Annotated in this window: 21 protein-coding genes; 15 read left to right on the top strand and 6 right to left on the bottom strand. The window is 47.2% G+C overall.

What is annotated here, in order from left to right:
• Positions 1-17: 17 nt before the first annotated feature.
• Positions 18-650 (bottom strand): cAMP-activated global transcriptional regulator CRP, encoded by a 633-nt coding sequence (gene crp, locus JK154_RS07860; protein ID WP_000242758.1) that lies wholly within the window; start codon positions 648-650, stop codon positions 18-20.
• Positions 651-957: 307 nt separating this feature from the next.
• Between crp and JK154_RS07865 the strand changes: the two genes are divergently transcribed.
• Entirely contained in the window at positions 958-1,362 is a 405-nt protein-coding gene (locus JK154_RS07865) for an OsmC family protein (RefSeq protein ID WP_211991957.1), read from the top strand.
• 49 nt (positions 1,363-1,411) lie between these two features.
• On the opposite strand, the gene JK154_RS07870 is transcribed toward JK154_RS07865, so the two are convergent.
• From JK154_RS07870 to JK154_RS07880, 3 genes are all read right to left on the bottom strand, one after another.
• Positions 1,412-2,281, bottom strand: coding sequence for a phosphoribulokinase (locus JK154_RS07870; RefSeq protein WP_211991958.1), 870 nt, complete (start codon positions 2,279-2,281; stop codon positions 1,412-1,414).
• An 89-nt stretch (positions 2,282-2,370) separates the two neighbouring features.
• Positions 2,371-2,589 (bottom strand): YheU family protein, encoded by a 219-nt coding sequence (locus JK154_RS07875; RefSeq protein ID WP_211991959.1) that lies wholly within the window; start codon positions 2,587-2,589, stop codon positions 2,371-2,373.
• A gap of 1 nt (position 2,590) precedes the next feature.
• On the bottom strand, positions 2,591-3,607 hold the full coding sequence (locus JK154_RS07880) for a hydrolase (RefSeq protein ID WP_211991960.1): 1,017 nt from the start codon (positions 3,605-3,607) through the stop codon (positions 2,591-2,593).
• Between the two features lie 60 nt (positions 3,608-3,667).
• Between JK154_RS07880 and JK154_RS07885 the strand changes: the two genes are divergently transcribed.
• A complete protein-coding gene (locus JK154_RS07885) occupies positions 3,668-4,270 on the top strand; it encodes a LysE family translocator (protein ID WP_211991961.1) in 603 nt (200 codons plus the stop codon).
• Between the two features lie 39 nt (positions 4,271-4,309).
• Here JK154_RS07885 and JK154_RS07890 read toward each other — a convergent pair whose 3' ends face one another.
• Positions 4,310-6,214 carry an ABC transporter ATP-binding protein gene (locus JK154_RS07890; RefSeq protein WP_211991962.1) on the bottom strand — a complete coding sequence of 635 codons (1,905 nt, stop codon included), beginning with the start codon at positions 6,212-6,214 and terminating at the stop codon, positions 4,310-4,312.
• A gap of 117 nt (positions 6,215-6,331) precedes the next feature.
• Between JK154_RS07890 and kefG the strand changes: the two genes are divergently transcribed.
• The 4 genes from kefG to slyD all read left to right on the top strand — a co-directional run bounded on the left by kefG (position 6,332) and on the right by slyD (position 9,570).
• A complete protein-coding gene (kefG, locus tag JK154_RS07895) occupies positions 6,332-6,883 on the top strand; it encodes a glutathione-regulated potassium-efflux system ancillary protein KefG (RefSeq protein WP_211991963.1) in 552 nt (183 codons plus the stop codon).
• Positions 6,883-8,688, top strand: a complete 1,806-nt coding sequence (gene kefB / locus JK154_RS07900) for a glutathione-regulated potassium-efflux system protein KefB (protein ID WP_211991964.1) — start codon at positions 6,883-6,885, stop codon at positions 8,686-8,688. The genes kefG and kefB overlap by 1 nt, the downstream gene beginning before the upstream one ends.
• 12 nt (positions 8,689-8,700) lie before the next feature.
• Positions 8,701-8,901, top strand: coding sequence for a YheV family putative zinc ribbon protein (locus tag JK154_RS07905; protein ID WP_211991965.1), 201 nt, complete (start codon positions 8,701-8,703; stop codon positions 8,899-8,901).
• 93 nt (positions 8,902-8,994) lie between these two features.
• Positions 8,995-9,570, top strand: coding sequence for a peptidylprolyl isomerase (slyD, locus tag JK154_RS07910; RefSeq protein ID WP_211991966.1), 576 nt, complete (start codon positions 8,995-8,997; stop codon positions 9,568-9,570).
• A 49-nt stretch (positions 9,571-9,619) separates the two neighbouring features.
• On the opposite strand, the gene JK154_RS07915 is transcribed toward slyD, so the two are convergent.
• The gene (locus JK154_RS07915; RefSeq protein WP_211991967.1) at positions 9,620-9,838 is read right to left on the bottom strand and encodes a protein SlyX; all 219 of its coding nucleotides are present in this window, start codon (positions 9,836-9,838) and stop codon (positions 9,620-9,622) included.
• A gap of 230 nt (positions 9,839-10,068) precedes the next feature.
• Here JK154_RS07915 and fkpA point away from each other — a divergent pair, with 230 nt between their 5' ends.
• The 9 genes from fkpA to JK154_RS07960 form a co-directional block, all read left to right on the top strand.
• Positions 10,069-10,884 (top strand): FKBP-type peptidyl-prolyl cis-trans isomerase, encoded by an 816-nt coding sequence (gene fkpA / locus JK154_RS07920; RefSeq protein WP_211991968.1) that lies wholly within the window; start codon positions 10,069-10,071, stop codon positions 10,882-10,884.
• Positions 10,885-11,094: 210 nt separating this feature from the next.
• Positions 11,095-11,823 carry a transcriptional regulator gene (locus JK154_RS07925; protein WP_211991969.1) on the top strand — a complete coding sequence of 243 codons (729 nt, stop codon included), beginning with the start codon at positions 11,095-11,097 and terminating at the stop codon, positions 11,821-11,823.
• Positions 11,823-12,209, top strand: coding sequence for a sulfurtransferase complex subunit TusD (gene tusD / locus JK154_RS07930; protein ID WP_211991970.1), 387 nt, complete (start codon positions 11,823-11,825; stop codon positions 12,207-12,209). Before JK154_RS07925 ends, tusD begins: the two co-directional genes overlap by 1 nt.
• On the top strand, positions 12,209-12,568 hold the full coding sequence (tusC, locus tag JK154_RS07935; protein ID WP_211991971.1) for a sulfurtransferase complex subunit TusC: 360 nt from the start codon (positions 12,209-12,211) through the stop codon (positions 12,566-12,568). Before tusD ends, tusC begins: the two co-directional genes overlap by 1 nt.
• Before the next feature lie 7 nt (positions 12,569-12,575).
• Complete coding sequence (tusB, locus tag JK154_RS07940; RefSeq protein WP_211991972.1) at positions 12,576-12,863, top strand: sulfurtransferase complex subunit TusB; 288 nt, start codon at positions 12,576-12,578, stop codon at positions 12,861-12,863.
• 124 nt (positions 12,864-12,987) lie between these two features.
• Positions 12,988-13,362 (top strand): 30S ribosomal protein S12, encoded by a 375-nt coding sequence (gene rpsL, locus JK154_RS07945; protein ID WP_000246815.1) that lies wholly within the window; start codon positions 12,988-12,990, stop codon positions 13,360-13,362.
• Positions 13,363-13,457: 95 nt separating this feature from the next.
• Positions 13,458-13,928 carry a 30S ribosomal protein S7 gene (gene rpsG, locus JK154_RS07950; protein WP_211991973.1) on the top strand — a complete coding sequence of 157 codons (471 nt, stop codon included), beginning with the start codon at positions 13,458-13,460 and terminating at the stop codon, positions 13,926-13,928.
• 93 nt (positions 13,929-14,021) lie between these two features.
• Entirely contained in the window at positions 14,022-16,136 is a 2,115-nt protein-coding gene (gene fusA / locus JK154_RS07955) for an elongation factor G (protein ID WP_211991974.1), read from the top strand.
• A gap of 71 nt (positions 16,137-16,207) precedes the next feature.
• On the top strand, positions 16,208-16,323 hold a 116-nt coding region (locus JK154_RS07960; RefSeq protein ID WP_249215989.1), incomplete at its 3' end, for a GTP-binding protein.

Genomic DNA, 16,323 nt, shown 5'->3' on the forward strand with positions numbered 1-16,323 from the left:
ATATCCCCCGATCCCGGTTAACGGGTGCCGTAAACGACAATCGTTTTACCGTGTGCGGAGATCAGATTCTGATCTTCAAGCATTTTTAGAATGCGTCCTACTGTCTCGCGTGAGCAGCCGACAATTTGACCGATTTCCTGGCGTGTGATTTTGATCTGCATGCCATCCGGGTGGGTCATGGCATCAGGTTGTTTGGCCAGATTAAGTAAGGTCTGGGCAATACGTCCTGTGACATCAAGGAAAGCCAGGTTACCCACTTTTTCTGATGTGACTTGCAGGCGACGAGCCATCTGGGAAGAGAGTCTCATCAGAATATCCGGATTCACCTGGATCAACTGCCGGAATTTCTTATAGGAAATTTCAGCAACTTCACAAGCCGTTTTCGCCCGAACCCAGGCGCTGCGCTCCTGGCCTTCTTCAAACAAGCCTAGTTCGCCAATGAAATCGCCCTGGTTAAGATAAGAGAGGATCATTTCCTTGCCCTCTTCATCTTTGATTAAAACAGCGACTGAACCTTTGACAATATAGTAGAGCGTTTCCGCTTTTTCCCCTTGGTGGATAAGCGTACTCTTGGATGGATACTTATGAATGTGGCAATGGGACAAGAACCATTCTAAGGTAGGGTCTGTTTGCGGTTTGCCAAGCACCATGCGTGATTATCCTCTGTTATAAACTGACGACCAAAAACAAGAGTGAAAGTGTCTGTCTCTGGTGTTTCAATAGTAAATCTTTACATTCTGATAAGTCGTGAGCAGAGTGTTTATATAACCTGTCGTTCTTTATTGTTCTCTGTGTACCTGTTTCACGTCATTATTCAGCTCCAGCATCCAAAGTGTTGTAGCATAGCTTTCAACGAGTGTCTCCTATTGTCTCGTTTCAGCATGACCCAGGTCGTCTTATTCAGGTTTTTTGTACCCGTTCAGTAAACAAAAATATTCTCAAACAGGAGTTATTATAATGCAGGCTCGAGTCAAATGGGTTGAAGGGTTAACATTCATTGGTGAGTCAGCTTCCGGACATCAGATTTTAATGGACGGCAATGCGGGTGAAAAAGCACCCAGCCCAATGGAGATGGTGCTAATGGCCGCCGGAGGATGTAGTGCTATTGATGTCGTCTCTATTTTACAGAAAGGGCGCCAGTCAGTGACGCACTGTGAAGTCAAACTGACCTCAGAGCGTCGAACTGAAGCCCCTCGTTTATTTACCCATATTAATCTGCACTTTATTGTCACCGGTCATGAACTGAAAGAGAGTGCTGTTTTACGTGCCGTCGAGCTATCGGCAGAGAAGTACTGTTCAGTCGCTCTGATGCTGGAAAAAGCGGTGAATATCACCCACAGTTACGAAATCACTGAGGGATAACTTTCCCCGGGAGAGCGGAGTCTTCCGCTCTCTATACCGCTTTCTGTTTTTATGCTTGTTTACTTTTTGTCACTAGTTGTTGAACCAGTGGCATCATAATGAGTTCCATAGCCAGCCCCATTTTCCCCCCTGGAACAACTATCGTATTGATGTGCGAAATAAATGAGCCCTGCAGCATCGTCAATAAATATGGAAAATCAATATGATCGAGACCACGGAAGTGAATGACGACAAAGCTTTCATCCATTGAGGGAATGGCTCTCGCAGCGAACGGATTCGAAGTGTCGACCGTAGGGACACGCTGGAAGTTAATGTGGGTTCGTGAGAATTGGGGAGTAATATAGTTGATATAATCATCCATCGAGCGGACAACCGACCCCATTACTGCTTCCCGTGAATGGCCTCGCTCACTGGTGTCGCGTACCAGTTTCTGAATCCACTCCAGGTTGACAATGGGCACGACGCCCACCAATAAGTCCACACAGGCGGCTACATTATGCTGAGGGGTTTCTACGCCACCATGTAGCCCTTCATAGAATAATACGTCACTGGACTCAGGTAGTGGCTGCCATGGAGTAAAAGTCCCCGGAACCTGGTTCCATGGAACTGCCTCATCGTAGGTATGCAGGTACTTGCGAGATTTCCCCTGGCCTGTTTGACCGTATTCAATGAAGGTCTGTTCCAGTAATTTAAAGTCGTTAGCTTCAGGGCCAAAATAGGAAATATGCCGACCCGCATCGCGTGCTTTACGAATAGCCATATCCATCTCAGGGCGGGTGTAAAGATGAAAACTATCCCCTTCGACTTCTGCAGCATGTAACTTAAGCTGCTGGAAAATTTTACGAAATGCCTGGCTGGTCGTGCTGGTTCCTGCACCGCTGGAACCCGTTACCGCAATAATCGGGTGTTTTGCTGACATAACACAACTCCGTGGGTAAGCTGAATAAGGTTTCACACCGAATGACCGTACACTTTTTTACCGCGCGGATTGTTCTTTATCCCAGAACATCAGCCGCGAAATTGCCCCCGGGGCATGATATTAACGGTCTCGTGAAGTTCGGACCATACCAGTACAGCCTCCCCACTGTGTAATTGCTGTTTTACATCGGCGACTTTTTGCACCAGCGTACGTTCTTGTTCACCATAGTCGGTGCCTTCACGTAATACAAAAGATTCTATCAGGCTGTCGAGTGTTTCAGGTGCAACCTCTTGCCAGGGAATAATCATCTTAATTGTCCAGATAGTGGGTTAACCAGTCAGGAATGCGTTTCTCCAGCCACATTTGCGGCTTTAGCAGTGTTCCTCCAACAAAGCCAACATGGCCACCGTGCTGAGTCAGCTGATAATGAATATTCGTGGGGAGTAATGTTGTATCCGGGATCACATGATGATCCATAAATGGGTCATCTTTAGCATGAATGATTAGTGCAGGCACACGAATATCGGGCAACATTGGCATGGCGCTACACTGGCGATAGTAATCCAGGGCATCGGCGAAGCCATGGATTTTCGCGGTGATAAGGTCGTCAAATTCACGAATACGGCGCAGGCTTTTTAGCTGGCGTAAGTCGATTGGCAAGGTTCCCGGGTAACTTTTTAATTTTCGCGAGGCGTTCTTCTTCAGCAAATTCAACAAATAGTGCTGATAGAAACGAGAAAACCCCTGTTCCATATGGTAGCAACACTGCTCCAACATTAATGGCGCAGAAACAATGACCCCCGCCTGAAGCGTGCATTCTGCCCCTTGTTTTGCCATCAAACAGGCTAACATATTACCGCCTAATGAATACCCTACCGCCGCGGTAGGGACGGTACCATAGCGTTGATTGAGCCAGGAGAGAAAATAGCTACCATCTTCAATTTCACCAGAGTGGTAAATACGTTTGCTACGATTAGGAACACCGCTACAGCCACGAAAATGCATCACTACACCAAGCCAGCCTCGTTTCTTTGCTGCTTCTATCAAACCATGGGCATAGGGGCTGTACAGACTCCCTTCGAGTCCATGAAATACCACGAGACGAGGTTTATGCAATGCAGTTTGTGGATCTTCACTCCAGGCGAGATCGACAAAGTCACCATCAGGCATATCCAGACGTTGCCAGTGTGGTGTGAAATTAAGACGTCGACGAATCAGACGCGGCAGCATAGTCTGCAGGTGAGGGTTACTCATTCCACGCATCGGGTGGAAATCATCATCCTCATCATATTGAACGTGTAATTCTAAAGATCTTGTACTAGACATATCACACTGTTAGTTTCATTTAATTCGCTAATGAGTTAACTGGGGGGGAGCTCCCACTTCATGGACGTAACTTTATTTCTTTCAATGCTCGGTTTTCTTTGGGTTGCCGCCATTACACCAGGCCCCAATAATACGTTACTTACTGCTGCAGGTGCGAATTTTGGTTTTATTCGCAGTTTGCCATTAATGCTGGGCATTATGCTTGGCATGCAATTTATTTTAATTCTGGTTGCTTTTGGGGTCGGCAGTTTACTTCTGCTCTACCCTGCGTTGCACCTTATCTTAAAAATAGCCGGGAGCGCCTATCTTTTATGGCTTTCCTGGAAAATTGCGACGGCAAAATATGAACGTCTCGATACAAATGCAACGACCACGGCGCCTATCCCCTTTTGGCAAGGCGGATTGCTCCAAGTTATCAACCCGAAAGCATGGATTATGGCACTTGGTGCAGTGGCGAGCTTTAGTGTTGTTGGCTCGGCCTATTTGCACTCTGTGGCAATGATAAGTCTGGGTATTGCCTCAGTGAACATCGTTTCCGGGATTATATGGCTCCTTTTCGGTAGCTTTATTGGTCTGTTTTTACGTAGTCACCGGGCATGGATGATATTTAATATCTTTATGGGGCTACTGACCGCCGCATGTGTCGTACTTATCTGGTACTAGTTGCAGGTTCAGGGGCTCGGTAATCTTGCCCCTACTGACTTAATCCCCTTGCAACATCAGCTCCAGTTGCTCCTGGATCTCCAGCCACTCCATTTCACACTCTTCCAGCGCTGACTTCGCCTTTGCCTGTGCCTTCAGACACTCATTCATTTCATCTTTACGGCTCTGGCTATAGATATCACTGTCTGCCAGTTTATCTTCTGCAGTCGTGAGCTCGATGGTTAAGCTTTCCATCTGTTTTTCCAGCTGGATAAGTTTTTTACGTAATGGCTGAGTCTGGGTACGACGCTCTGCTTCGCGACGTTTCTGGTCTTTACGTGCTAATGCACTGTTAGCATTATCTTTGGGTGATTCTTCGGGTTGGTTCTCTTGTTTTTGTATCGTACTCAGCCATTGCTGGTAATCTTCAATATCGCCATCGAAAACACCGACATTACCATCATGAACTAAGTAGAGTTCATCAGTGGTTGAACGCAATAAATGACGATCATGGGAAACCACAACCAGCGCACCTTCAAAATCAATCAGTGCTTCAGTTAAAGCCTGACGCATGTCGAGGTCAAGGTGGTTGGTGGGCTCATCAAGCAGCAGCAGGTTGGGGCGTTGCCAGACCACCAGGGCTAACACCAGCCGGGCTTTTTCCCCCCCGGAGAAACGCCCCGTGTGTTCAGTCACTTTATCTCCCTGGAAGCCAAATCCGCCCAGGTAATCTCGTAACTGTTGTTCCAGTTCCTTGGGGGCCAGGCGCGCTAAATGTTGAAGCGGTGATTCATCCGCCCTTAAATACTCTAGCTGGTGCTGGGCGAAGTAACCCAGTTTAATGCCTTTCGCCAGATTCATTTCACCCTGTAATGGCTCTAACTCACCCGCCAGCAGTTTAATCAGTGTCGATTTACCTGCACCATTACGACCCAGTAACCCAATTCGTGAACCAGGCACCAGATTCAATTTTATGGAATTGAGAATAGTACGATCACCATAGCCTGCACTGACTTTCTCCATACGAAGCAATGGCGTGGGCAAACTTTCTGGTGCACGGAAGCTGAAATGAAAGGGGTTATCAACCAACGCTGGCGCTATCAGCTCCATCCGCTCCAGCATTTTAACGCGACTTTGAGCCTGCCTGGCTTTTGACGCTTTTGCTTTAAAACGGTCAATAAAGCTTTGCAAATGTGCGACTTTGAGTTGCTGGTTTTCATACTGGGATTGTTGTTGTGCCAGACGTGTCGCGCGCTGTAGCTCAAATGATGAATAGTTACCGGTATACTCGAACAGACTCTGCTGTTCGATATGAATAATTTTGTCGACTACTGGGTCAAGAAAGTCACGATCATGGGAAATGAGGATTAAGGTTCCCTGATAGCTTTTTAACCAGCGTTCCAGCCAGATCACTGCATCCAGGTCAAGGTGGTTAGTAGGCTCATCGAGCAACAGCAAGTCAGAACGACAAATCAGGGCCTGGGCAAGGTTAAGACGCATCCGCCAGCCACCGGAAAAGTCACTCACCGGGCGTTCAAGCTGTTCATTACTGAATCCCAGACCATGGAGCAGGCTGGCTGCCCGTGAGCGAATAGTCCAGGCGTCAACAGCGTCCAGTTTTCCATGAATGATCGCAATCTTATGGCCATCGTTACATGCGTTTGCTGATTCTAATTCAGTTTGCAGTTGGCGGAATTCACGATCGCCATCGATAACGTATTCAATAGCAGGTATTGCCAGGGCAGGCGTCTCCTGATTAACCCAAGCCAGTTGCCAGTTAGCAGGGTAATTCATGCTGCCGCCATCGGGGCTGATTTCATGTTTCAGTAGTGCCAGTAAGGTCGACTTCCCACAGCCGTTCTTACCCACCAGGCCCACTTTCTGGCCTGTATTAATCGTGGCGGTCGCGTTGTCCAGCAGGACTCGGGTGCCACGGCGAATTTGTAACGAAGAGAAAACAATCATAACGCGCCATCAGTCCAGAGTATGGTAAATTATTATCAGTTAGCATGCTGCTTAAGTAGCAGGTTGGCTGCATGTTAGCCGAAAATAATGACAATGACGACGCCCTGGAGAGGAATCATGCCACAGCCGCCGAAAGTTTTGCTGCTGTACGCCCATCCTGAGTCACAAGACTCAGTAGCCAACAACATTTTACTCAAGCCAGTAGAACAGCTTGCTAATGTGACCGTGCATGACCTCTATGCACGCTACCCTGACTTTTTTATTGATATAAACCATGAGCAATCTTTACTACTAGAGCATGATGTCATCGTCTTCCAGCATCCATTTTACAGTTATAGCTGCCCGGCGTTATTAAAAGAGTGGATCGATCGGGTATTGCATCGTGGTTTTGCGAATGGTTCCGGAACGCATGCCCTAAAAGGAAAATCCTGGCGCAGTGTTATCACCACGGGTGAGCCAGAAGGCGCATATGGGCAAGGGGGATTTCATCGCGTTACGATGAAGGACATTCTGTTGCCCTTTGAACTGACTGCGTCAATGTGCAGTATGAACTGGATCACGCCGATGATTATCTATTGGGCAAGGCGTCAGTCACGTCAGGCATTAGCCAGCCATGCTAAAGCCTATGCTGAGTGGCTACAGAATCCATTATCAGCAGGAGACCAGTAATGGAAGGTGCGGATTTCCTGTTAGCGGGTGTTCTTTTTTTATTTGCGGCTGTTGTTGCTGTGCCCATCGCTGCACGTCTGGGGATCGGTGCTGTGCTGGGCTATCTCCTGGCGGGTATCGTTATCGGCCCCTGGGGTTTCGGTTTCATTAGTGATGTTGATGAAATCCTGCATTTCTCAGAGCTTGGCGTCGTCTTTCTGATGTTTATCATCGGTCTGGAACTTAACCCGGCCAAACTTTGGCAGCTCCGGCGATCTATCTTTGGGATTGGTGCAGGACAAGTTATTTTTAGTGCTTTAATTCTGGGGGGCTTGCTGATATTGGCTAAGTTCTCCTGGCAAGCGGCCATTATTGGTGGCATTGGTTTAGCTATGTCCTCTACTGCAATGGCACTACAGTTAATGCGTGAAAAAGGCATGAATCGTAGTGAGTCCGGGCAGTTGGGCTTCTCTGTGCTGCTATTTCAGGACTTGGCGGTTATCCCGGCGATGGCCTTGGTACCATTACTGGCGGGAAAAGGTGACGAGCATCCAGACTGGGTTATTATTGGGCTGAAAGCACTGGCATTTATAGCCATGTTAGTTGGCGGCCGCTATCTACTGCGCCCTTTATTTCGACTGATAGCCGCTTCTGGTGTTCGTGAGGTTTTTACCGCCGCCTCGCTTTTGTTGGTACTTGGCGCTGCATTATTTATGGAAGCGCTCGGGTTTTCTATGGCTCTGGGAACTTTCCTTGCAGGTGTTCTGCTGGCGGAGAGCGAGTATCGACACGAGCTTGAAATTGCTATCGATCCCTTTAAGGGACTCTTGCTGGGGCTCTTTTTCATCTCTGTTGGCATGGCGCTCAACATCGGTATCTTATTTACCAATATTTTCTGGATACTATTGAGCGTATTTTTACTGGTGATGATAAAGATACTGGTGCTATATGGTTTGGCTAAAGTTTATGGCTTACGGTTTTCAGAAAGCTTACAGTTTTCGGGAGTACTGAGTCAGGGAGGGGAGTTTGCTTTTGTTCTCTTCTCCGTGGCTGCTGCACAGAATATCTTTCATGGCGATCAGATGCCGTTGTTGTTAGTCACTGTCACACTGTCGATGATGACGACGCCATTACTGATGAAAGTGATCGATAAAATCCTCTTTCGCCGCTATAACTCGGTTGAAGAAAGCGATGAAAAGCCCCATGTAGAAGATGATGAACCGCAGGTTATTATTGTCGGGTTTGGTCGTTTTGGTCAGGTAATTGGTCGCCTGTTAATGGCGAATAAAATGCGAATTACAGTCCTGGAGCGTGATGTCAGTGCAGTGAGTTTGATGCGACGCTATGGCTATAAGGTCTATTACGGCGATGCAACAGAACTTGAGTTGTTGCGTTCAGCAGGCGCTGAGTCTGCAAAATCAATCGTTATTACCAGTAATGATCCCGAAGACACGATGAAAATTGTTCATCTCTGTCAGCAGCATTTTCCTCATCTTGCGATTTTAGCCCGGGCGCGAGGGCGTTTTGAAGCTCACGAATTGTTACAGGCCGGTGTGACGCAATTCTCACGAGAAACGTTCTCCAGTGCACTTGATTTGGGGCGTAAAGCTTTACTGACATTGGGTATGCATCCCCATCAGGCGCATCGTGCCCAGCAACACTTTCGCCGGCTTGATATGCGTATGTTGCGTGAGTTAATGCCGATTCATACGGACAAAGCACAGATTTCTCGGGTGCGGGAAGCACGTCGTGAGCTTGAAGAGATCTTTGAACGTGAAATGCAGAGTGAACGTCGCCGACTGGATGGTTGGGACGAACCCGAATAAAAGGTGAAATCAATGTCAGTGCGTAAGCGTTTTATTGCCGGCGCAGTTTGCCCAGCTTGTCAGGCTAAAGATTCCCTTGCGCTATGGCGCGAAAATCTTGTTGATGTTGTTGAATGTGTCAAATGTCACCACCAAATGCGAGAAGTGGATAAACAAGCACAGGGACATGTGCGTGAACAAGAGCAAGTTATTGGTATTTTTCACCCTGACTAGAGCAATGATATAGATTTTTTTAGCCAGAGGGACACAGGCGGAGATTTCCGCTACAATCGGCGTCAGTTTTTCGATGCCCACGCAGGAGATATCATGAAAGTAGCAAAAGACTTGGTGGTCAGCCTGGCCTATCAGGTACGTACAGAAGACGGTGTATTGGTTGATGAGTCTCCGGTGAGCGCACCGCTGGACTATCTGCACGGTCATGGTTCTTTGATCTCCGGATTAGAGACCGCACTGGAAGGTCGTGAAATTGGCGATCGCTTTGACGTGAATGTCGGTGCAAATGACGCTTACGGGCAGTATGACGAAAATTTGGTTCAGCGTGTACCTAAAGACGTCTTTATGGGCGTTGATGAGTTGCAGGTTGGCATGCGTTTTATGGCCGAGACTGACCAGGGACCCGTACCGGTAGAGATTACCGGAGTGGAAGACGATCATGTTGTGGTTGATGGTAACCACATGCTGGCAGGCCAAAACTTAAGTTTTAACGTTGAAGTTATCGCGATTCGTGAAGCAACAGCGGAAGAACTGGCCCATGGTCATGTTCATGGCGAACACGATCACGAACATGAGCACGGTGACGGTTGCTGTGGTGGTCATGGCCATGACCACGATCACGATCATGGCAAAGGTGGCTGTGGCAACGGTGGTTGTGGTTGCCACTAATGCATTAAGAAAAAAGGCGTGCACGGCACGCCTTTTTTATGTGTGTAATTCAGTAATGTGGTGGAGGAACTTCCTCTGCCTGAGAAGCAACCATTGATGGCTGACTGGCTTTGAGCTTCTCGACTAGCAGGCGTAGATGATCCCGTAATTTAGCCATTTCAAGCTCGTGGGCGATAACTGTCTGATTTAACTCTTCAATTGTGTGTTCCTGGAAAGCAAGACGACTTTCCAGCTCTTCGAGCCGTTGATCAGTGAGTTTGGAGTCCATGGAATTTCCCTCGCGGCTTGCCTGATGAACAAAGTGTGGGGATTTTACGATAAGTCATCAGATTTTCCAGTGTAAATAGCGAATGCTGGAAACTTATTTAAACAAAAATAATCTTAATTTGACTCGATAACTTAATGACATATGGTGTAGATTTTATTTACGCCACTATAATTGAGTTAACTGTGCTCACTTTAATTTGTAGGGTAGCAGCCCCGCTTATGGAGAAATGGATGAAATCATTATTTAAAGTAACGCTTTTGGCGACAACAATGACTGTTGCCCTGAATGCGCCAGTGTTTGCTGCGTCAGCAGAACCTACGAAAGACGTTGCTGCAAGCAGTGCATCTGCTTTCAAAAATGACGACCAAAAAGCGGCCTATGCTTTAGGTGCATCACTGGGTCGTTACATGGAAAACTCGCTGCAGGAGCAAGAAAAGTTAGGTATTAAACTGGATAAAGATCAGCTGATTGTTGGTGTGCAGGATGCATTTGCGAATAAGAGCAAATTATCTGACCAGGAAATTGAGCAATCTTTACAAGCTTTTGAAGCCAGAGTTCAGTCTGCCGCTCAAGAGAAAATGAAAAAAGAATCTCAGGAAAGTGAAGCGAAAGGTAAAGCCTTCCGTGACGCTTTTGCTAAAGAAAAAGGCAGTAAGACATCCTCTACTGGTTTAGTCTATAAAGTTGAGAAAGAAGGTAGTGGTGAGGCCCTGAAAGATAGCGATACCGTTGTTGTTAACTACAAAGGTACGCTGACGGATGGTAAAGAGTTTGATAACTCTTATACTCGTAATGAGCCACTGTCTTTCCGTTTAGATGGTGTGATTCCAGGCTGGACTGAAGGTCTGAAGTACATCAAGAAAGGCGGTAAAATTAAACTGGTTATCCCACCAGAGCTGGCATACGGCCCGAATGGTGTTCCGGGTATCCCGCCAAACTCTACCCTGGTATTTGATGTAGAGCTGCTGGACGTTAAACCGGCTCAGAAAGAGGCAGAAGCCAAGACTGACGCGGAAGCCAAGACAGAAGCTCCTGCGCATAAGTAATCAGTAGCTGCTGTACATACCGCTGCCTTCATGGCGGCGGTTTTGTTTCTGGGGTCTCATTTCCGCGTCTTGATTTCCGGTAAGTACAATAAAAGCTGGAAAGAATCTCTTACATTGTATTACCTTAAGACTCTGCGCAACAACTGATTATGAGTCTGCTCTGACACGAATAAAGCGCGACAGGCTCTCTGTAGAGGGTGGTATAATTGCATGTCAAGTTCGCTTCTAACCAATGAAACCAGTGAATTCGATTTACTGGATCAACGCCCTTTTGAGGCAGCCGATTTTGATATCCTGAAATCTTACGAAGCCGTTATCGACGGATTGGCCATGCTGATTGGCCCTCATTGTGAGATTGTCTTACATTCGTTGCAGGATTTAAAATGTTCAGCAATTCGCATTGCTAATGGTGAACATACTGGGCGAAAAATAGGCTCACCGATTACCGATCTTGCCTTGCGGATGTTGCATGATATGACCGATGCAGATAGCAGTGTATCTAAATGCTATTTTACTCGCGCTAAAAGCGGAGTATTGATGAAGTCAGTCACTATTGCTATTCGTAACCGCGAGCAGCGTGTGATTGGTTTGTTGTGTATCAATATGAATCTTGATGTTCCTTTTTCGCAAATTATGTCGACCTTCATGCCACCAGAGACTCAGGATCAGGAAGTGCCATCATCGGTGAACTTTGCCTCTTCTGTTGAGGATCTGGTGATGCAGACACTCGAATTTACCATTGAAGAGGTGAACATCGACCGTTCTGTTGCGAATAATGCCAAGAATCGACAAATCGTCCTTAATCTTTATGAGAAAGGTATTTTTGATATTAAAGATGCCATTAACCAGGTTGCCGATCGTCTGAACATTTCTAAACACACGGTGTATCTCTATATTCGCCAATTCAAAAGTGGTGATTTCAGCAGTCAGGATAAGTAATGCGTTTTGCTTTGATGGTGACAGGCCCGGCATACGGCACTCAACAGGCCAGTAGTGCGCTTTTATTTGCCCGGGCGGTTCTGGAAGAAGGGCATACCCTTGAGAGCGTCTTTTTCTATCGGGAAGGCGTCTATAATGGTAATCAGCTCACTTCACCAGCCAGTGATGAAGTTGACATCGTGCTTGCCTGGCAGGCTTTACACCAGCAACACCATGTCGCACTGAATATTTGTGTGGCCGCAGCCTTACGCCGTGGCATCACGGATGCGGAGCAGGCTGAAGTCGCAAACAATACAGTCAGTAATTTGCAAACAGGTTTTACCCTAACAGGGTTGGGTGCCTTAGCTGAAGCTGCAGCGACCGTTGACAGAGTGGTTCAATTTTAATGAAACGTATCGCTTTTGTTTTTCACTCGTCACCACATGGTACCAGCGCAGGGCGTGAAGGACTGGATGCATTACTTGCGACGTCAGCCCTGTCTGATGACCCCGGTGTTTTTTTCATTGGCGATGGTGTATTACAGCTTTTACCAGACCAGCAACCAGAGCGAGTGCTGGCGAGGAATCATATTGCTACTTTTCGTGTGTTGCCACTTTACGATATTGAAAGTTGTTTTCTCTGTGCGACCTCAGCCCGTGAGCGGGGTTTGTCTCAAGATACTCAGTGGGTGATTGATGTGGATATGCTCGAGCTGGATGGCTTGCATGAGAAACTCAGCCAATATGATACCGTGTTAACTTTCTGAGGCACTGATGCTGTACACTTTCCGTTACTCTCCTTTTCATTATGACATTACAACGATATTACGTTATATACAGCCAGAGGATTGCTTATTACTCATAGAAGATGGAGTATTAGCAGGCTTAGAGGATAGTGTACCCCTTGAGACTCTGCTGGCTTCTTCGGTGCCTGTTTGTGCCTTGAAAGAAGATATTGCCGCACGTGGGCTGGGTGCTCGTTTTTCATCCAGAATACCTTGTGTTAGCTATGCTGATTTCGTTAAATTAGCCGTCGAGCATCAGCAACATTTCGCTTGGTAGCATTATATCGTTGTATATTTCTTGACACCTTTTCAACTCAGCTCTAAAATTCTGCGTCCTCGTATTATACGAGGTCGATTTATTACGTGTTTACGAAGCAAAAGCTAAAACCAGGAGCTATTTAATGGCAACAGTTAATCAGCTGGTTCGCAAACCACGCGCACGCAAAGTTGCTAAAAGCAACGTGCCAGCGCTGGAAGCTTGCCCGCAAAAACGTGGTGTATGTACTCGTGTATATACCACCACTCCTAAGAAACCAAACTCAGCACTGCGTAAAGTTTGCCGTGTGCGTTTGACTAACGGCTTTGAAGTGACTTCCTACATCGGTGGTGAAGGTCACAACCTGCAGGAGCACTCCGTGATCCTGATCCGTGGTGGTCGTGTTAAAGACCTGCCAGGTGTACGTTACCATACCGTTCGCGGTGCGCTTGACTGCTCAGGTGTTAAAGACCGTAAGCAAGCTCGTTCCAAATATGGTGTGAAACGTCCTAAGGCTTAATGGTTCTCCGTTAAGTAAGGCCAAACGTTTTAAATTAATGTCAAAATAAACTCTTTGAGTTTTGGACAATCCTGAATTAACAACGGAGTATTTCCATGCCACGTCGTCGCGTCATTGGTCAACGTAAAATTCTGCCAGATCCTAAGTTCGGATCAGAGTTGTTGGCTAAATTTGTAAATATCCTGATGGTAGATGGTAAAAAATCTACTGCAGAAGCTATCGTTTATACCGCGCTGGAGACCCTGGCTCAGCGTTCTGGTAAAAGCGCCCTGGAATCTTTTGAAGTCGCGCTGGACAACGTTCGCCCGACTGTCGAAGTTAAATCACGCCGTGTGGGTGGTTCAACCTATCAGGTTCCAGTAGAAGTCCGTCCGGTTCGTCGTAATGCCCTGGCAATGCGTTGGATCGTAGAAGCTGCTCGTAAACGCGGTGATAAATCCATGGCTTTGCGCCTGGCGAACGAACTTTCTGATGCTGCAGAGAACAAAGGTACTGCAGTTAAGAAACGTGAAGACGTTCACCGTATGGCCGAAGCCAACAAGGCGTTCGCACACTACCGTTGGTAATAATACCAGCGTAGTGTTAGTCACCAAGCGGGCGCTTCATGAAGTTGCCCGCTTTGGGTTATCTAATGAACGTCCCAGGATAAGAGGAATCAAATGGCTCGTACAACACCTATTGCACGCTACCGTAATATCGGTATCAGTGCACACATCGACGCCGGTAAAACCACGACTACCGAACGTATTCTGTTCTACACCGGTGTAAACCATAAAATCGGTGAAGTTCATGATGGCGCAGCCACAATGGACTGGATGGAACAGGAGCAGGAACGTGGTATCACCATTACTTCTGCTGCGACCACGGCTTTTTGGTCAGGTATGGCTAAACAGTATGAGCCGCACCGTGTAAACATCATCGACACCCCGGGACACGTTGACTTCACTATCGAAGTAGAACGTTCCATGCGTGTTCTTGACGGTGCAGTGATGGTTTACTGCGCAGTTGGTGGTGTTCAGCCGCAGTCTGAAACCGTATGGCGTCAGGCAAACAAATATAAAGTTCCGCGTATTGCGTTCGTTAACAAAATGGACCGTATGGGCGCGAACTTCCTGAAAGTTGTTGGCCAGATCAAAACCCGTCTGGGCGCGACTCCTGTTCCATTGCAGTTAGCAATTGGCGCAGAAGAACATTTCACCGGTGTTGTTGACCTGGTGAAAATGAAAGCGATCAACTGGAATGAAGAAGATGCAGGCGTAACCTTCACTTATGAAGATATTCCAGCTGATATGCAGGAACTGGCTGATGAATGGCACCAGAACCTGATCGAATCTGCAGCTGAAGCATCTGAAGAGCTGATGGAAAAATACCTTGGTGGCGAAGAGCTGACCGAGGAAGAGATCAAAAAAGCACTGCGTCAGCGTGTTCTGAACAACGAAATCATCCTGGTTACCTGTGGTTCAGCCTTTAAAAACAAAGGCGTACAGGCAATGCTGGATGCAGTTATCGATTATCTGCCTTCTCCAGTTGATGTGCCGGCAATTAACGGTATCCTGGACGACGGTAAAGATACGCCTGCAGAACGTCATGCAAGTGACGACGAGCCTTTTGCTGCTCTGGCGTTTAAAATCGCAACTGACCCATTTGTGGGTAACCTGACGTTCTTCCGCGTGTACTCCGGTATCGTTAATTCCGGTGATACCGTGCTGAACTCGGTTAAATCTGCTCGTGAGCGTTTTGGTCGTATCGTACAGATGCACGCTAACAAACGTGAAGAGATCAAAGAAGTTCGTGCGGGCGATATCGCGGCTGCAATCGGTCTGAAAGACGTGACTACTGGTGACACCCTGTGTGACCCTAACTCACCTATCATTCTGGAGCGTATGGAATTCCCTGAGCCGGTAATCTCCATCGCGGTAGAACCAAAAACCAAAGCTGACCAGGAAAAAATGGGTCTGGCTCTGGGCCGTCTGGCGAAAGAAGATCCATCATTCCGTGTATGGACTGATGAAGAATCTAACCAGACTATCATCGCTGGTATGGGTGAACTGCACCTCGACATTATCGTTGACCGTATGCGTCGCGAATTTAACGTTGAAGCAAACGTCGGTAAACCTCAGGTAGCTTATCGTGAAGCAATCCGTGCGAAAGTAACGGATATCGAAGGTAAGCATGCTAAACAGTCTGGTGGTCGTGGTCAGTATGGTCATGTTGTTATCGACATGTACCCACTGGAGCCAGGTGTTAACCCTAAAGGTTACGAATTCATCAACGATATCAAAGGTGGCGTAATTCCTGGTGAATACATCCCTGCCGTTGATAAAGGTATCCAGGAGCAGCTTAAGTCTGGTCCACTGGCGGGTTACCCTGTTGTTGATCTGGGTGTACGTCTGCACTTCGGTTCATACCATGACGTTGACTCCTCAGAACTGGCGTTTAAACTGGCTGCTTCTATCGCCTTTAAAGACGGCTTTAAGAAAGCAAAACCTGTTCTTCTTGAGCCAATCATGAAGGTTGAAGTTGAAACGCCTGAAGAGAATACTGGTGACGTTATCGGTGACCTTAGCCGTCGTCGCGGTATGCTGCGTGGTCAAGAATCCAACGTTACTGGCGTTGTTATTCATGCTGAAGTTCCATTGTCTGAAATGTTCGGATATGCAACTCAGCTGCGTTCACTGACCAAAGGTCGTGCATCTTACTCCATGGAATTCCTGAAGTATGATGATGCGCCAAACAACGTTGCCCAGGCCGTAATCGAAGCTCGTGGCAAATAAGTCCGGGTTTTACATACAATGATCCCGTGCTCTCTCCATAAGGGGAGAGCACAATAGTAAGGAATATAGCCGTGTCTAAAGAAAAATTTGAACGTACAAAACCGCACGTCAACGTCGGTACTATCGGCCACGTTGACCATGGTAAAACAACCCTGACTGCTGCCATCACCTCCGTACTGGCTAAAAC

It is taken from the genome of Citrobacter sp. JGM124, from assembly GCF_018257795.1.
In the GTDB taxonomy this organism is placed as follows: Bacteria; Pseudomonadota; Gammaproteobacteria; order Enterobacterales; family Enterobacteriaceae; genus JGM124.

What these genes read in the sequence shown, in the direction of transcription:
- JK154_RS07925 (WP_211991969.1), top strand. Translation starts at nt 11,095, where the DNA reads ATGTCAAGTTCGCTTCTAACCAATGAAACCAGTGAATTCGATTTACTG.
- JK154_RS07875 (WP_211991959.1), bottom strand. Translation starts at nt 2,589, where the DNA reads ATGATTATTCCCTGGCAAGAGGTTGCACCTGAAACACTCGACAGCCTG.
- rpsL (WP_000246815.1), top strand. Translation starts at nt 12,988, where the DNA reads ATGGCAACAGTTAATCAGCTGGTTCGCAAACCACGCGCACGCAAAGTT.
- fkpA (WP_211991968.1), top strand. Translation starts at nt 10,069, where the DNA reads ATGAAATCATTATTTAAAGTAACGCTTTTGGCGACAACAATGACTGTT.
- rpsG (WP_211991973.1), top strand. Translation starts at nt 13,458, where the DNA reads ATGCCACGTCGTCGCGTCATTGGTCAACGTAAAATTCTGCCAGATCCT.
- JK154_RS07915 (WP_211991967.1), bottom strand. Translation starts at nt 9,838, where the DNA reads ATGGACTCCAAACTCACTGATCAACGGCTCGAAGAGCTGGAAAGTCGT.
- JK154_RS07870 (WP_211991958.1), bottom strand. Translation starts at nt 2,281, where the DNA reads ATGTCAGCAAAACACCCGATTATTGCGGTAACGGGTTCCAGCGGTGCA.
- tusC (WP_211991971.1), top strand. Translation starts at nt 12,209, where the DNA reads ATGAAACGTATCGCTTTTGTTTTTCACTCGTCACCACATGGTACCAGC.
- tusB (WP_211991972.1), top strand. Translation starts at nt 12,576, where the DNA reads ATGCTGTACACTTTCCGTTACTCTCCTTTTCATTATGACATTACAACG.
- JK154_RS07885 (WP_211991961.1), top strand. Translation starts at nt 3,668, where the DNA reads ATGGACGTAACTTTATTTCTTTCAATGCTCGGTTTTCTTTGGGTTGCC.
- kefB (WP_211991964.1), top strand. Translation starts at nt 6,883, where the DNA reads ATGGAAGGTGCGGATTTCCTGTTAGCGGGTGTTCTTTTTTTATTTGCG.
- JK154_RS07865 (WP_211991957.1), top strand. Translation starts at nt 958, where the DNA reads ATGCAGGCTCGAGTCAAATGGGTTGAAGGGTTAACATTCATTGGTGAG.
- JK154_RS07905 (WP_211991965.1), top strand. Translation starts at nt 8,701, where the DNA reads ATGTCAGTGCGTAAGCGTTTTATTGCCGGCGCAGTTTGCCCAGCTTGT.
- kefG (WP_211991963.1), top strand. Translation starts at nt 6,332, where the DNA reads ATGCCACAGCCGCCGAAAGTTTTGCTGCTGTACGCCCATCCTGAGTCA.
- tusD (WP_211991970.1), top strand. Translation starts at nt 11,823, where the DNA reads ATGCGTTTTGCTTTGATGGTGACAGGCCCGGCATACGGCACTCAACAG.
- crp (WP_000242758.1), bottom strand. Translation starts at nt 650, where the DNA reads ATGGTGCTTGGCAAACCGCAAACAGACCCTACCTTAGAATGGTTCTTG.
- slyD (WP_211991966.1), top strand. Translation starts at nt 8,995, where the DNA reads ATGAAAGTAGCAAAAGACTTGGTGGTCAGCCTGGCCTATCAGGTACGT.
- JK154_RS07890 (WP_211991962.1), bottom strand. Translation starts at nt 6,214, where the DNA reads ATGATTGTTTTCTCTTCGTTACAAATTCGCCGTGGCACCCGAGTCCTG.
- fusA (WP_211991974.1), top strand. Translation starts at nt 14,022, where the DNA reads ATGGCTCGTACAACACCTATTGCACGCTACCGTAATATCGGTATCAGT.
- JK154_RS07880 (WP_211991960.1), bottom strand. Translation starts at nt 3,607, where the DNA reads ATGTCTAGTACAAGATCTTTAGAATTACACGTTCAATATGATGAGGAT.